Annotated in this window: 14 protein-coding genes; 13 read left to right on the forward strand and 1 reads right to left on the reverse strand. The window is 42.9% G+C overall.

Annotation, left to right across the window (positions count from 1 at the left end; genetic code table 11):
- The first annotated feature begins 351 nt into the window (after positions 1-351).
- From citD to citG, 6 genes are all read left to right on the forward strand, one after another.
- Positions 352-615 (forward strand): citrate lyase acyl carrier protein, encoded by a 264-nt coding sequence (gene citD / locus DSBG_RS08235; RefSeq protein WP_068963705.1) that lies wholly within the window; start codon positions 352-354, stop codon positions 613-615.
- 196 nt (positions 616-811) lie between these two features.
- A complete protein-coding gene (locus tag DSBG_RS08240; RefSeq protein WP_068963674.1) occupies positions 812-1,690 on the forward strand; it encodes an HpcH/HpaI aldolase/citrate lyase family protein in 879 nt (292 codons plus the stop codon).
- Positions 1,691-1,719: 29 nt separating this feature from the next.
- On the forward strand, positions 1,720-3,285 hold the full coding sequence (gene citF, locus DSBG_RS08245; protein WP_141694263.1) for a citrate lyase subunit alpha: 1,566 nt from the start codon (positions 1,720-1,722) through the stop codon (positions 3,283-3,285).
- Positions 3,266-4,318 (forward strand): [citrate (pro-3S)-lyase] ligase, encoded by a 1,053-nt coding sequence (gene citC, locus DSBG_RS08250; RefSeq protein WP_068963676.1) that lies wholly within the window; start codon positions 3,266-3,268, stop codon positions 4,316-4,318. Before citF ends, citC begins: the two co-directional genes overlap by 20 nt.
- Positions 4,319-4,858, forward strand: a complete 540-nt coding sequence (gene citX, locus DSBG_RS08255; protein ID WP_083236778.1) for a citrate lyase holo-[acyl-carrier protein] synthase — start codon at positions 4,319-4,321, stop codon at positions 4,856-4,858. It abuts the gene before it with no gap.
- A complete protein-coding gene (citG, locus tag DSBG_RS08260; protein ID WP_348980966.1) occupies positions 4,824-5,726 on the forward strand; it encodes a triphosphoribosyl-dephospho-CoA synthase CitG in 903 nt (300 codons plus the stop codon). The genes citX and citG overlap by 35 nt, the downstream gene beginning before the upstream one ends.
- Positions 5,727-6,061: 335 nt before the next feature.
- On the opposite strand, the gene DSBG_RS08265 is transcribed toward citG, so the two are convergent.
- The gene (locus DSBG_RS08265; RefSeq protein ID WP_068963678.1) at positions 6,062-7,444 is read right to left on the reverse strand and encodes a methyl-accepting chemotaxis protein; all 1,383 of its coding nucleotides are present in this window, start codon (positions 7,442-7,444) and stop codon (positions 6,062-6,064) included.
- Between the two features lie 459 nt (positions 7,445-7,903).
- Here DSBG_RS08265 and DSBG_RS08270 point away from each other — a divergent pair, with 459 nt between their 5' ends.
- From DSBG_RS08270 to DSBG_RS08300, 7 genes are all read left to right on the forward strand, one after another.
- Positions 7,904-8,119 (forward strand): YrzR-like zinc ribbon domain, encoded by a 216-nt coding sequence (locus DSBG_RS08270; RefSeq protein WP_068963679.1) that lies wholly within the window; start codon positions 7,904-7,906, stop codon positions 8,117-8,119.
- Positions 8,120-8,416: 297 nt separating this feature from the next.
- Positions 8,417-9,664: a globin-coupled sensor protein gene (locus DSBG_RS08275; protein WP_068963680.1), complete on the forward strand. Its 1,248-nt coding sequence runs from the start codon at positions 8,417-8,419 to the stop codon at positions 9,662-9,664.
- 323 nt (positions 9,665-9,987) lie between these two features.
- Positions 9,988-10,635: an O-methyltransferase gene (locus DSBG_RS08280; protein WP_068963681.1), complete on the forward strand. Its 648-nt coding sequence runs from the start codon at positions 9,988-9,990 to the stop codon at positions 10,633-10,635.
- A gap of 65 nt (positions 10,636-10,700) precedes the next feature.
- Positions 10,701-11,414, forward strand: a complete 714-nt coding sequence (locus DSBG_RS08285) for a heparan-alpha-glucosaminide N-acetyltransferase (protein WP_083236779.1) — start codon at positions 10,701-10,703, stop codon at positions 11,412-11,414.
- Positions 11,415-11,746: 332 nt separating this feature from the next.
- Positions 11,747-12,670 carry a lantibiotic ABC transporter gene (locus DSBG_RS08290; protein WP_068963682.1) on the forward strand — a complete coding sequence of 308 codons (924 nt, stop codon included), beginning with the start codon at positions 11,747-11,749 and terminating at the stop codon, positions 12,668-12,670.
- A 102-nt stretch (positions 12,671-12,772) separates the two neighbouring features.
- Complete coding sequence (gene rph, locus DSBG_RS08295) at positions 12,773-13,459, forward strand: ribonuclease PH (RefSeq protein ID WP_491005716.1); 687 nt, start codon at positions 12,773-12,775, stop codon at positions 13,457-13,459.
- 34 nt (positions 13,460-13,493) lie between these two features.
- Positions 13,494-14,171 carry an XTP/dITP diphosphatase gene (locus tag DSBG_RS08300; protein ID WP_242877483.1) on the forward strand — a complete coding sequence of 226 codons (678 nt, stop codon included), beginning with the start codon at positions 13,494-13,496 and terminating at the stop codon, positions 14,169-14,171.
- The last annotated feature ends 83 nt before the right edge of the window (positions 14,172-14,254 follow it).

Consider the following 14,254-nt stretch of genomic DNA (forward strand, 5'->3'; position numbering starts at 1 on the left):
GACAAAAGTCTGCCAGAAGAATCGGAAGCTATGGACAAGAATGTAAAATGTCAGAACAAGACCCTATAGCAATTCGATTAATTGTCTAAAAGAGAGCTGGCGCCTGCGGGCGTTGACTCTCTTTTCTATATAACGTCGGGTAACGATCGTATAATCGTCCCTCTGTTTTTCCATCATCCGTATTTAAAGGACGTAAAATTGACTCGACTGAAATGTGTGTCAATTTAAAAATCATGATATAATATACCAGTAGTGTTTATTTAGAGAATTCAGGAAAATAGCCTTTCAGCTCTGGTCAGAAAGGCTATTTTTTGCTATTGCAAGAAAGAAAATCGAATTGAGGTGATTTACATCAAGATAACTAAGATCGCCAAAGCAGGTACATTAGAGTCCAACGATATTCTGATCATGGTCATGCCCAATGATTCGGGAAACGTAAAGCTTGAACTAGAAAGTATCGTTATGCAGCAGTTTGGTGATGTGATTGAGCAAGTGATTTTACATAAGGTTAAGGAAATGGGTATCGAGGGTATTACTATTAAGGCTCAAGATAAGGGAGCTCTAGATTATACGATCGGTGCAAGAGTGGAAACAGCTATTAAACGAGCCATCTAACACACGGTTTTAAAGACAATTTCAACTCTGGCAAGGTCATAAAGAAGCTTACAGGGTTTAGCTGAACTTATCCAGGGACACAGGCGATGAGCGAAGCTCGGATACTCGGATACTCGTATACTTGTATATTCGTATATCGAACCGCGAACCGTATATCGTGGCGATACGCATTGGATCATAAGTCGAGGTGATAAAAGTGCAAAAGTTAAGAAGAACGATGCTTTTTATGCCGGGAAATAACCCAGGTATGCTTCAAGATGCGGCGATCCTTGGAGCGGACGCTATTATTTTAGATTTAGAGGACGCAGTAAGTTTAACAGAAAAAGATAGTGCCAGGATTTTGGTAAGAGATGCTATCAAATATATAGACTACTCACAGGTTGAAGTGGTGGTTAGAGTCAATCCCTTGGATACAGAATTTGGGCCGCAAGATGTGGATATGATTGCTAGAGTTAAACCGGATACATTGTTGATTCCGAAAGCGGATGTAGAGGAAATAAAGCTGGTTGATACTATGTTGGCTAAAATTGAAGAAGAAGAAGGCTACTTAGTCGGTAGCATTAAAATAATTGCTCTGATTGAAACTGCTTTGGGCTTAGAAACAGTTTATGAGGTGATCAAGGCCTCCCAACGAATGGTAGGGGTTTTACTGGGTGGAGAAGACTTGACCGCAGATCTGGGAATTACGAGAACAAAAGAGGGAGAGGAAATCTTTTATGCTCGGAATAAGGTCGCAACAGTGTGCCGGGCTTTAAGGGTAGATGCTATTGATACTCCGTTTACAGATACGAACGATTATGAGGGACTTACCAAGGACACAGCTAGGGCTAAAAGCTTGGGGCTAACCGGAAAATCAGCCATAAACCCCAGGCAAATTGAGATCATTCATGCTGTGTTTGCCCCGACGGGGGCCGAATTAAAACATGCCTTGAGGGTTTTGGCTGCCATGGAAGAAGCTGAAAAAGAAGGCAAAGGAGTCTTTTCTTTAGATGGTAAAATGATTGATGCGCCGGTTATCAATCGGGCGAGAACGATAGTGGAGCTTGGACAAAGACTAGGACTTATGGAGAGATAGGGGGAAGCATACTGAAATCTATAAAAATGATCAAAACGATTTTAGGCAGAGAACTTCCGGCTTACATAGAGGGGTATGGAGAAGTTAAGCCGTTTCAAGGCACTTATATTAATGAAAGGATTAAGACCAGGAAAGCTGTGAAACTGACCAGTGTCATCCCCAGTGAGCAAAAAATTTTAGCAAGTTTAGATCAGGCTTTAGATATATTAAACATAATGGATGGTATGACAATTTCGTTCCATCACCATTTAAGAAATGGAGATTATATCTTAAATAGGGTGGTGGAGGCCTTGGCTAGACGAGGCATAAAAAATCTTACGATCGCGGCCAGCTCTATCTTTCCAGTCCATGCGCCCCTTGTAGAGCACATAAAAAATGGAGTGGTCACTGGAATTGTAGCGAACTATATGTCAGGGCCTGTGCCGGAGGCCATATCACGAGGGGAATTAAAAAAGCCTGCTATAATGCAGACTCATGGCGGAAGACCTAGGGCCATAGAAAGTGGAGATTTGCATATCGACGTGGCTTTCATTGCAGCGCCTACGGCAGATACCTACGGCAACATCAATGGAGTGGAGGGTAAATCGGCCTGTGGAGCCTTAGGTTATGCTGTTTCAGATGCCGAGTACGCCGATAAAACGGTAGTTATAACCGATAATTTAGTGTCCTACCCAGCCTGCCCAATTGAAATTAGCCAAGTTTTTATCGATTACGTGGTTCAGGTTGAATCCATCGGAGACCCTAGGGGTATTGTTTCAGGCACAACGAAGATTACGAAGGATCCTGTGGCTCTTATGATCGCAAGAATGGCTGCTCAGGTAATCCAGGCTTCGGGTTTGATTAGAAATGGAATGTCCTTTCAAACAGGCGCAGGTGGAACCTCTCTCGCAGTCGCAGCAGAGCTTAAAAATATTATGAAACGGGAAGGTGTAGTTGGAAGCTTCGCTGCCGGTGGAATTACGGGTTATCTTGTGGAGATGCTGGAAGAAGGATTATTTCAAGCCCTCTTTGATGTTCAATGCTTTGATCTAGAAGCAATAGAATCGTATAGAAATAATAAACGGCACCAATTTATGTCTGCTTCCATGTATGGGAATCCTCACACTAAGGGAGCGGTGGTTAACAACTTAGATATCATGATCCTGGGAGCCACTGAAATTGACATCGCCTTTAACGTCAATGTTACGACAGGCTCAGACGGAGTAATCATGGGCGGCTCGGGTGGGCATAGTGATACCGCTGCAGGGGCCAAACTCTCCATTGTCGTTACTAATCTAATGAAAGCCAGGCTTCCAATAATCAAAGATAAAGTGACGACGATTACAACTCCAGGAGAAAGCATTGATGTTGTTGTGACTGAACGCGGAATTGCTGTCAATCCTAGAAGAGTAGATTTAATTGAAAAACTAAGGAAAACGGGCCTGCCGCTCATGACTATTGAAGAATTGAAAATGATGGCCGAAAAGATTACAGGAGTGCCTAAGGCCATTAAAACCTCCGATAAGATCGTGGCTGTGGTGGAATACCGAGATGGTAGTGTTATAGATGTTGTGAGGATGGTAGAGGAGAATAGTAATGTATGGAGTCATCCCTGAATGGGTAAATCTTAAAGATCGCAAAGCAAGAGACGAGGTAGAAACCTTTCTACGAGGTTTTAATTTAAGTTTAGATCAGGATGTGGACTATACTATAGTAATAAGAGATGGAGTTTCGCAGGAAGCTTCAATTATTGCAACCTGTTCTAAAGCAAAAAATGTTTTAAAATGCTTTGCCATAATTGAGGAGCATAGAGGAGAAGGAATAGCCTCCATCTTAATTTCTGCTCTGATCGATAAACTGTTCAGTCAAGGTATATTCCACAGCTTTATTTTCTCAAAACCAGCAAGTACTCATGTTTTTTTGGCTCTTAATTTCAAACTTATCCATAGTAATGAAGAGGTAGCCCTCTTAGAAAATGGCGTTTATGATATCTACAAAGCCTTAGAGGATATGAAAGAAAAGTATAATCTAGGGGGCGGAGAAAAAGCGGCGTTAGTAATGAATTGCAACCCTTTCACCCTAGGACACGCCTATTTAATTGAAGAAGCGGCTAAAAACAATAAAGAGGTACTCGTGTTTGTTGTCGAGGAAGATCGATCACTATTTCCCTTTAAAACGCGATATGAGCTGGTTAGTAAAGGCGTTTCGCACTTAAAAAATGTTAAGGTGTTACCAAGTGGAGAGTATATAATATCTTCAGCCACTTTCCCTTCCTACTTTTTGCGGGAAAAGGGTGCAAGGTTAAAGGCTTATGTGGAGTTAGACTCCTCAATCTTTGGCCAGTATTTCTGTAAAATCTTAAATATTACGAAGAGATATGTGGGGTATGAACCTTATTGCCAAATTACTGAGACCTACAATGAGGCTCTGAAGAAGGTCCTTCCTACTTATGGCGTAGAGGTGCACGTTATTGGAAGGAAAAGGTTTAAGGATGTTGCCATAAGCGCTTCTAGGGTTAGAGCTCTAATAAAACAAGGGGAGCTCGATGATCTTAAAAACCTTCTGCCTGACGTTACTCTGGAGTTTTTAAACACACGCTTAGGAAGGGAGATCGTGGAGAAGCTGAAAAGTAGTTGCTCCTCGCACTAAATGATGAAAGAATACACAGCCGATGAATTACTTTTAGCTAGGGAAAAAAGAGTTAGCTTAATCGGCAAATTACTAAAACGGTATAATACCCCACTATTAGTTATGAGAGTAAACTATCCGGGACTTGAAAAAACAAATGAGATGACAACCCAGATGATTGAGGATATGAGCTCTCTAATTTGTACTATTTTAAGCGACAAAGTTTGTAGCAAGTTACTACTTCAAGGAGCAGAAGGCCCGATTCTTTATGTTGCCGTTAAAGAAGACATTTTGGTTTTGAAGAGGATAGCGATTGATCTTGAAGAAAAACATACCCTTGGGAGATGTTTAGACCTAGATGTGTATGATTTAGAGGGGAAAAGTATAGGCAGGCAGGAACTGGGGTATCCAAGGAGAAAATGTTATCTATGTGAGGAGTATGCCCATAATTGCGTTAGGGCGAAACGACATAGCAAACATGAGGTCGTCGGATATATTAAAGAAAAATATAGGGAATATAGGGAAAATGTTTATGGTAGCGAACACCAGACTAAACACTAGCGCAAATGATCAATGTATTAAGATAGCGAGTTTTGCTGTGCAAGCAATGCTCTATGAGGCATCCTGCCATCCATCGCCCGGATTGGTTTCCAGAGCCTCAAGTGGCGCTCATCAAGATATGGATTACTTCACTTTCTTGGATAGCGCCACCACCCTAATTAGTCCCTTAATTCATTGCACAGAGGCGGGGTTCACCTCCAGTACACCCCAAGAAATTTTCACTCAAATAAGGCAGATTGGACAATTGGGCGAACAACAAATGTTTCGCAAGACTTTAGGGGTCAATACCCATAAAGGAATGTTTTTTTTGTTAGGTGTTTGCTGTGCTGCTGCAGGCAAAGCACTTCATAGCGGAGCTCGCTTCTCAGCTTTACAAAGCATCATAAAAGATATGACCTCGGGTTTGGTAGAGCGGGAGTTGAGCTCAAGGTATCATGAGTTTAAAAATGCTGATGAACTCTTCTTAACACACGGAGAAAGGCTCTTTTTGCACCATAAAGTAGAAGGAATTCGTGGAGAAGTTCAAAGAGGACTGCCCACGGTTTTTGATTTTTCGCTAGGTTTTTATAAGAGGAACCAAGATTTAGGTAAAAACCAAAGATTAGTGCAAACTCTTTTGGCGATTATGCAGTATTGTGAAGACTCCACTATTTTATATAGACACTCTATTGACACATTAAAAGAAATTCAAGAAAAGGCTAAGCAAATTATTTCCATAGGCGGAGTAAAAACGTCCCAAGGAATAAAAGCGATCCATGAAATGGATAAAGACTTCTCTCGACGAAAGATTAGTCCCGGTGGTAGCGCAGATTTATTAGGGGTCACAGTCTTCTTGGATCTATTAGATGATTATATGGAAAGAGACTGAGGGAAAAGGGACGGTTCATCGTGATGCTCTACCACGAACGTCCTGTGCGAATAAGGGGTAAATCTTTTTCGGAGAAAATTTTCTATTAAGTTCAGGGAAGTAAGGAAAGGGGATGTGTGAAAACTCAGTCTCCAAAATTTCAAGTGGTTACAACAATCATAAGCGTCCTCATTTCACTATTAAAGTGGAGTGAGGACGCTTGTGTTTTGATGATATAGAAGCAAAAGTGGGGATGTGAAAAATATAGTAACAAGTTTTAGCACAGCCCCTTTTTCACGGTCTGACTATGTGCTTTGTTAATCTTATAGAAGTAGTAAAGAGTATTTATAGAGAAATCAAATAAGCTGTTGTAGCTCGTTGAGGATTCCGACAACCTCTTGAGATGCCTGGGACATCTCAGACAGGAGGTAGGCGGCTTCTTCAACGTTACCTTGACTGTACGCGTGGGCAGCTTGGCGTGCTAATTCATGCACGCGTTCGTGAGGTGACGCAAGTTTCAAGAAGGTTGGGTTTGTTCGTAATAGGGTAGAATTCGGACCATCGACCCATTGTCCTAAGCGACAGTCATGGTGAGTACCCACGTTATTTGCATCAACTTGCTCATACCCCAAAAGCATATTATAGATTCGCCAAGTCCAGAGGAGGTGATCTGTCTTAGAAAGCTCGAGAGCCTGTGAAGTGTTTATGACAGGCACACTCTGGATTTGGCGGGTTCTGATTTCTCCGAGTTGTTGGCTGATAGAATAAATCCCCTCGCCCGTTTGGTTGGCAACGATTTCAGTTGTATTGGCAGATTCGCTCACCGAGCTAATGATTTGAGCAAATTCTTCGATAACGGCACTTTGTTCTTCGCTTCCGGCAGCAATTTGTTGAATTTCCTCCGCGATCGTTTCGACGTGGTTTAAGATTTGCTCCACCTCTTGCCCCGCAGCCTGCATGACGGATTTTCCTTCCAGCATCATGTGAGAGAGGGAAAGGATGTCACTCGCAGTACGGCTAGAATTCTGATTCAAATGCCCAGTCTTCTGTCGGATGTCAGTGACAGACATCTTCGTGTGTTCGGCTAGCTTGCGTACTTCGTCGGCAACGACTGCAAACCCACGTCCCTGCTCTCCCGCTCGAGCGGCTTCGATGGCCGCGTTTAAAGCCAAAAGGTTTGTCTGATCCGCAACGCCTGCAATGACGCCGACAATCTGTTCGATCTCGCCCATGGAATCTAAAACAGCTTGTACCTGGAGGCTCACTTGTTCGAATTGGGCAAAGGAGCGTTCAACAAAGTCAATGGCTTGTTTGATCTTTTCCACCCCAGAGGAGGCCATACTCAAGGATTGTTCGACAAAAGACGCTGCATTGGCTGCGGATGAGGCAGTTTCACCGGCGGCTGCGCCCATTTCTTGGGCCTGTGCGGACATATTAGCAATTTGTGGCGTCTGTTCCTGAATGCGTTGGAGCATTTCTCGAATAGAGGTCATACCGGTCATTTGTCCAACTGCTCCATTAATGTCGAGCATAGTACTGGCGACAGCATTTTGCCGTGTTTCGATGATTCCGTTGATGACTTTGACAATACCGCTAAGTGAGCTAGAGGGAGAGAGGTCCGGCTCAAGCGGTTTTCCGAGGTCGCAGTGATTCAGACATTCAGTTAACTTGTCTAGTTCATCTTTGTCTATGGCCATCTGCGTAACGCTGTCAGAAAAATGACGTCTAAATTTAAACATTATACGCTCCCTCTCAACATAAGAATCAATTCTATCTCAGAACTTCTTCATAAATAATTAGAATTTGAGAGATAGCAAATTTGGTATTACGACGTGTTCTTCTTATATTATTAAAAATCCTGCTTGTTTTTCTACTTTTAAAAATAAATTTTTCTTTTTTTCGAGGATTATAGACATTACTCCATTATGACAATTTGCAATTGAGGAATTTGCATAATTACATCATAAATAATTACGAACGGTTTCATGTCCAATCAAGTTTTTGAATTTCTTTTAATCGATAGAGTGACATTAAAGTGGGTTTGTGTAGCAGTATAATAATACGAATTCACATAAGATTTTTATATTTTCCGACCTAAAAATAGACACAAAAGCTTCACAAAATCTTTAGCAACAGTTTAAGAATTTACGGTATAATGTAGATAATACTGGAAATCCTTGATAGGAGTTGGCTAAAGTATGAATACTTGCCCGTTATGTGGAGCGCGTGAGGTTGGCCGAATTGGCCGTGAACGGTATTATTGCAGAGAATGTTGTCACGAGTGGACGAAGGGAGGGGGAGAGGTTAAAATTTATGAAGTTTTGTCGGATGGATCGGTGGAACAGTTGACAACAGATCATGATCGTTTCTTCCAAGCCTACGCTCAATGTGGTGAACGCCGCCGAGCCGGCTGAAGGATGGAGCATGTACATATTGACAAGTGTTAGGGGTCAATATCCGTAAAACAGTAAATAAATGCAGCAGTGTATTGAAATATGCTAAATAATTAGTGAAAAGAGAGCCAAGGTTTTAGGCTCTCTTTTGGTCTGTTTGGATAAAAACTTGATCTTTTAAATTATATTGCAGGATTTTCGCTATAAATAATCGAATGATAACAATAAAATTATTAAAATAGAATTATTTTAAACCATTGCTTGAGAGGGCGACTTAAGACATTGCAAGATTTATTGATAGAGAAGGGATGAGCTCCGATGATTCAGTTACATCAGTTTGACTTAGACGAAGCTGTTGGCTTATTAAGAATAGACGCAGAACAGTTGGCTCTGCTTAAAGAAATTCGACCTGTGATCGAGCAAAATGCAGAGGAGATTGTCCGGAATTTTTATGCTCACGTTACAACCTTATCAGGACTAAAAGCCATTATCGACCGATATTCTACAGTGGACATGTTGAAAATCACCATGAAGAAATACTTGTTATCTCTTTTCCCAGAAAAGATTGACGAAGAGTTCATGCAGTGGCGAGTTACGATTGGCGAGGTTCATAATCGCATCAACTTGCCACCGTCTTACTATCTGAGTGCTAATCAGGTCTTATGTGACGAGATTATACCACGGATTTTTAAACACTATCGTAAGAAAACAGAGCAGGCCATCCGGGCCAGTTTAGCCATTCAGAGACTTTTGAGTTTTGACCAGCAAGTTGTTATGGCTAGTTATATTCAGTCCTACATGACTGAAATCGATAAGAAGGCCGAATTAGAGAAGGCTTTAAATGAGATCGACGGTTTACAGCGCAGGGTGAGTGAAGCCAGTCAAGCGTTGGCGGCAACCTCGGAAGAAACAGCGGCTTCAGCGTCGGAGATGAATGAAGCAACAGCGCAGATTTCGAATAATGCATCTGAAGCGGCCCAATTCTCTCGCCAGGTGGATGCCTTGGCGCAAGAGGGCGCTCAGAAGATTCAAATGATCTCAGAGACAATTTTGCGTCTCGCACATATGACAGCTGAGATGCAAGGGAAAATGACCGAATTGGATAAAAGCTCGGCGCGAATTGCCTCGGTTACGGATGTGATCAAGGAAATCGCCTCACAAACCAATCTCTTGGCCTTAAATGCCGCCATTGAAGCAGCACGCGCTGGAGAAAGTGGTCGAGGCTTTGGGGTCGTCGCCGAGGAAGTTAAGAAGCTCGCAACCCATTCTGAACAATCGGTCAAGGAGATTAGCGGACTGATTGCGATCACGAAGCAAAATACGATTGCGGTGAATCAATCCATTGCTCAAACGACTGAGGCCATGCAGATTGCCGCGGCAGAGGCAGGAGAAGTCGTAGGTCGTTTTGGAGAAATCATGTCTGCAATTAATGCCAGTATTCAACAAGTTCAAGGAATCGCTCAGCAGATTGATGCCTTAGCCTTGACGGCTGGCCAGATCGGAGCAGCCTCAGAAGATGTGGCTAATTCGGCAACTTCATTAGCCCAAATGGGGTTGCGGGATTAGAGGGGACTTGTGTTGAGGAACGGAAGACGGAGTTTAGGAGGACGGCACATTTCATGTGCACCGTCTTGTTCTGGGATAGTGGAGGGACGCTTCTTGATTCTCATACGTCGTAACCTTATCTTCTTTTCCCGTGTCTCTACTGTGCCTTATCAATATCAGATAAAGCACAGTAGGGATTTTTTGCGTTAGCCGAGGAAGAATATAACGGATGTTATAATTATTATGGTTTAAATGCGTTAAATGCGTTTCAAAACTATTTGTGGTAAAGTTGTAGTGAAACTGTTGATTTTGGAATTAGATCTGAGAAAAAGGGGAGATTGGCTTTGTTTTACCCTTTTGAAATGGAACGCTATCTGGAAACATTGTTGGGAGAACGGGACCCGCTGCTTCGAGAAATGGAGGAGCAGGCCCTTAAAGAAACTATACCGGTAGTGACGCCAATGGTTGGGAATTTCCTTAACTTACTTGTACATATGGGCAAAGCGCAGTCTGTTTTAGAGATTGGGACAGCGATTGGGTATTCTACGATTTGGTTGGGGCGTGCTGCAGAACAGACTGGAGGGCATGTTACGACGATTGATATGAATAAAGATCGTCGCGCGCGGGCCGTTAAATATTTTGAGCGTGCAGGACTTCAAGATTGTATCACGGCTTTAGAGGGGGATGCTCGTAAGATTCTTCCGACCTTGGATTCAGTGTTCGATTTTGTTTTCATCGATGCGGCCAAAGGGGAATATTTGGATTACTTGAGCCTTATTTATCCCTTAATTGCCCCAGGGGGAGTATTAGTGGTGGACAATGTGCTTTTTCGTGGGTGGGTGGTTCCGGGAACCACCTTTGCATCTAAGTATGACCGTATGGTGGGGGGATTGCGTTTATTTTTACAGGACCTTTGCCAGAATCCGGAATTTTCTACGACTGTCTTGCCATTTGGAGATGGGGTGTCAGTAAGTCGACGGTTAAGAGTATAATGCAAACGTTTAAATGGGATGATGCATAAGGATATATGTTTTAGAGATGGAAGAGGATAATGAAGATGGATAGGTGGCACTCACTAAATAGGGGGATATTGAGCCAGCGTTATGAAGAAATTGATGTTTTAAGGGCGCTGGCGATCGGGCTGATGGTGGTATTTCATCTTGTTTATGACCTAAAGGAGTTTGCTGGGGTCGATATTGACTATCAGGATCCGTTTTGGTTTGTCATTGGAAAGACTTCTGCTCTGCTCTTTATTTTTATATCGGGGCTTTCTAGTGGTTTTAGCAAATCCTCAGTTAGGCGGGGACTGAAAGTGCTGTTCTGGGGAATGGTCATCACAGTTGTAACTTATCTGTTTATGAAAGAAGAGTATGTCCGCTTTGGGATTCTACATTTTTTAGGTGTGACGATGATCTTATCCCCTCTCGTTTCTCGCTTATCTTCACGAACGCTTTGGGTACTTGTCGTTCCTATCGTCCTGCTTGGATTGTGGTTCAACGGACTGGCAGTAGGAACGGGTCTCTTTATTCCATTTGGGCTAATGAATGACGGGTTTAGTTCTCTAGATTATTATCCCCTTTTTCCGTATTTTGCGGTGACCATTTTAGGGATTCTTGCATATCGACGTTTTTACGCTCAGAGAACGAAGTCTCTATTTTCGTTTCGGCTGAATTCTAACCTGACTAAGTGGTTAAGTCGAAATTCATTGGGCATTTATTTAATTCATCAGCCCATAATCCTGTTTATTATTTTCGTCGTTAATCGTTTATGAGGGAGGAAGTGTCTTAGCCCGTTCGCACACGTTACATTGCTATTTGCTTGTCACTAAGGCTAAAACGCAAAACCTCTGGGGTGTTCTGTATGTGAACCGTTGCGTTTCTTAACGCCTTATTGTCTGCGCTCATTGACGCAATTCCACTAAAGTGCTCTCTAAGCTAAGAAACTTCCTCTGGGCTTGGGTTGACGGGGGGAGTATGACGGGGGGTACTATAGGGCTGTTTTCGTCTATTGACGTAAATTTGCTTTGCATTTTCTTTAAGAAGGCTAGACGCCCTTTGAGGTATAGATAATAAAAAGGTTTTTGAGGGAGGGAGGGCTTTGACCATGTTTGTTCATGAGCATTTGATGCAGGCGGTCTACTTTGCTCCACGTGGGAAGCGACGTCTTCTATTTTTAGGAACGAATATTCAACAACGTTATTTAAGTCCTGAGGACAAACTGATAGGGTTTGTGGGAGATGCCGGAGCTGGGAAGTCGTTGTTGATTCGAGGGATGTTTCCAGGGTTAGAATTGACTAATGATGACGATGGAATTAATATTAGACCCTTGCCTTTGATGGAGGATGCGGAGCGTGGACATTTTCGTTATCATACTTACCATTTAGATGTCCGTTTCGAGTCGGCGTTTACACAACCTTGGAGAATTGCTGAAGCTATTCAAAAAGCAATAGCGAGTGGTCATCGCGTGGTCGTTGAACACTTTGACCTCGTTTATTCTCAGCTTGAGGTTAACGCTGAAGTACTGATTGGAGTAGGGGAAGAAGTGATTGTAACTCGTCCGACAGTGTTTGGGCCAGAGCCGCAGAGTATTGTAGATATTGTGTTTGATTCGATTAAGTATCGACGCAAGGCACACAGCGCTGAGGACATCACCTCGATGATTCTTGAGGAGATGGGCTTGGATAAACCTGAAGTCCATAGCGACATTAAACACGGTTTTGTTTTAGAATTACCGGAAAAACCAGATATTGATTTAGATTTAGTGGAACAACGTGTTCTGGATTTAATTAATGCCGACTTGCCTATTTGTTTTGCTGATGATGGGCATATACGGGTCGGGCAAATGCTTTATCCCTGCACAGGTCCACGGATTCATATTCGGCGGACTAGTGAAATCAAAGGCTTTCACTTGCTTAAGGAATTCCGGTTCGACCCCATTGCCCAGCTTTATACTATTGCCGGAATTGTGGGAGAGGAAACAATACCTAGCCGTACTGTGGATTTTTGTGGAGGGCGCAATCCCAAATAGCTAGCTTCCTATATGTTGAGGAAGTAATTGGCATTTTTCTTGCTATTCTGGTAAACTGAGATTAGTAATAAGTACTTGCGCGAAGAAAGGTCAGGTTATAATATGCAACGTTCTAATGGTCGGTCTTATGATGAATTACGTCCTGTTAAAATTTCACGGCAGTTTACTAATATACCTGAGGGCTCAGTTCTCATCCAAATTGGTGAGACACGGGTTTTATGTACAGCCAGTGTTGAGGAAAAAGTACCTCCTTTTCAAAAGGGGTCGGGTAAAGGGTGGGTTACAGCAGAGTATGCAATGATTCCTCGGGCAACACAGTCACGGACGCAACGAGAGGCAACCAAAGGAAAGCTAACCGGTCGTACGATGGAGATTCAACGCTTAATTGGGCGTGCCCTGCGATCTGTGGTTGATCTGAAGAAACTTGGCGAACGCACAATTTGGTTGGATTGCGATGTGCTCCAAGCGGATGGTGGAACGCGTACCGCTGCTATCACAGGAGCTTACGTTGCCTTGGTTGACGCTGTTCAATATTTATTGGAAAAGAAACTTATTAGAACGAACCCAATTCAGGATACGCTTGCGGCCATCTCAGTGGGGAAGGTTCAAGGACAAGCGGTGCTGGATTTAGCGTATGAAGAAGATTCACAAGCGGACGTAGATATGAATATCGTTATGACCGGTGCCGGAAAGTTTGTGGAAATCCAAGGCACACAGAAGAAATCCCCTTTGACCGTGCAGATTTGGATACGTTTTTGCAACTTGCCGAAAAAGGGATTCGCGCTTTGATGGAGGTACAGAAATCGGCGGTGGAAACAAATTCATGAAGATAGTACTGGCGACTCAAAACCAGGGGAAAGTCCGAGAACTTCAAGAATTGCTTATGGATGAGGGGATTGAAGTACTTTCATTAGCGGATATTCCTGATTGGGAGGATGTGGAGGAAACCGGAAGAACCTTCGCAGACAACGCTGCACTTAAAGCTAGAGCAGCAGTCAAGAAAACAGGGTTAATTGCTCTTGCCGACGATTCCGGTTTAGAAGTAGATGCTTTAGATGGTGCACCAGGCGTTTATTCTGCGCGCTTTGCCGGTGAGCCTAAAGATGATGAACGTAACAATGACAAACTACTCCATCTCTTAGAAACTACCTCGGATGACAAAAGGACGGCGCGTTTTCGCTGTGCGTTGGTTATGGCAACGTCTTCTGGGAAAGAATATCTTACAGAGGGTGTTGTTGAAGGGCAAATCTTAAGGCAACGTCGTGGACAAGATGGATTCGGTTATGACCCAATCTTTTATCTACCAGAGTATGAACGAACTATGGCTCAGCTGACCTTGACTGAAAAAAATAAATTAAGCCACAGAGCTCAGGCATTTCGACAAGCGATTCCGATTCTACAAGCTCTTAAAGAAAACTTGGCTGGCGCCCACGAAGACACTGTCTTCGCACGGGTTAAACCTTCTTGCAGTATGAAACAAAAAGTTATACTTTCTGACTAGTACAAAGAGAGCTAAAAGGTAGTGGCTTAAAGGGAATTTTAAAAGGAATTGTGGTTTTTTTGGTTGATAAAAATGTCCTCGAA

Source organism: Desulfosporosinus cupriresistens (assembly GCF_001707885.1).
Lineage (GTDB): Bacteria > Bacillota > Desulfitobacteriia > Desulfitobacteriales > Desulfitobacteriaceae > Desulfosporosinus.

Coding starts and splice junctions, on each gene's coding strand:
- citC (WP_068963676.1), top strand. CDS start 3,266: ATGTATGGAGTCATCCCTGAATGGGTAAATCTTAAAGATCGCAAAGCA.
- citX (WP_083236778.1), top strand. CDS start 4,319: ATGATGAAAGAATACACAGCCGATGAATTACTTTTAGCTAGGGAAAAA.
- DSBG_RS08265 (WP_068963678.1), bottom strand. CDS start 7,444: ATGTTTAAATTTAGACGTCATTTTTCTGACAGCGTTACGCAGATGGCC.
- citG (WP_348980966.1), top strand. CDS start 4,824: ATGTTTATGGTAGCGAACACCAGACTAAACACTAGCGCAAATGATCAA.
- DSBG_RS08285 (WP_083236779.1), top strand. CDS start 10,701: ATGGATAGGTGGCACTCACTAAATAGGGGGATATTGAGCCAGCGTTAT.
- DSBG_RS08270 (WP_068963679.1), top strand. CDS start 7,904: ATGAATACTTGCCCGTTATGTGGAGCGCGTGAGGTTGGCCGAATTGGC.
- DSBG_RS08290 (WP_068963682.1), top strand. CDS start 11,747: ATGTTTGTTCATGAGCATTTGATGCAGGCGGTCTACTTTGCTCCACGT.
- DSBG_RS08275 (WP_068963680.1), top strand. CDS start 8,417: ATGATTCAGTTACATCAGTTTGACTTAGACGAAGCTGTTGGCTTATTA.
- DSBG_RS08300 (WP_242877483.1), top strand. CDS start 13,494: ATGAAGATAGTACTGGCGACTCAAAACCAGGGGAAAGTCCGAGAACTT.
- rph (WP_491005716.1), top strand. CDS start 12,773: ATGCAACGTTCTAATGGTCGGTCTTATGATGAATTACGTCCTGTTAAA.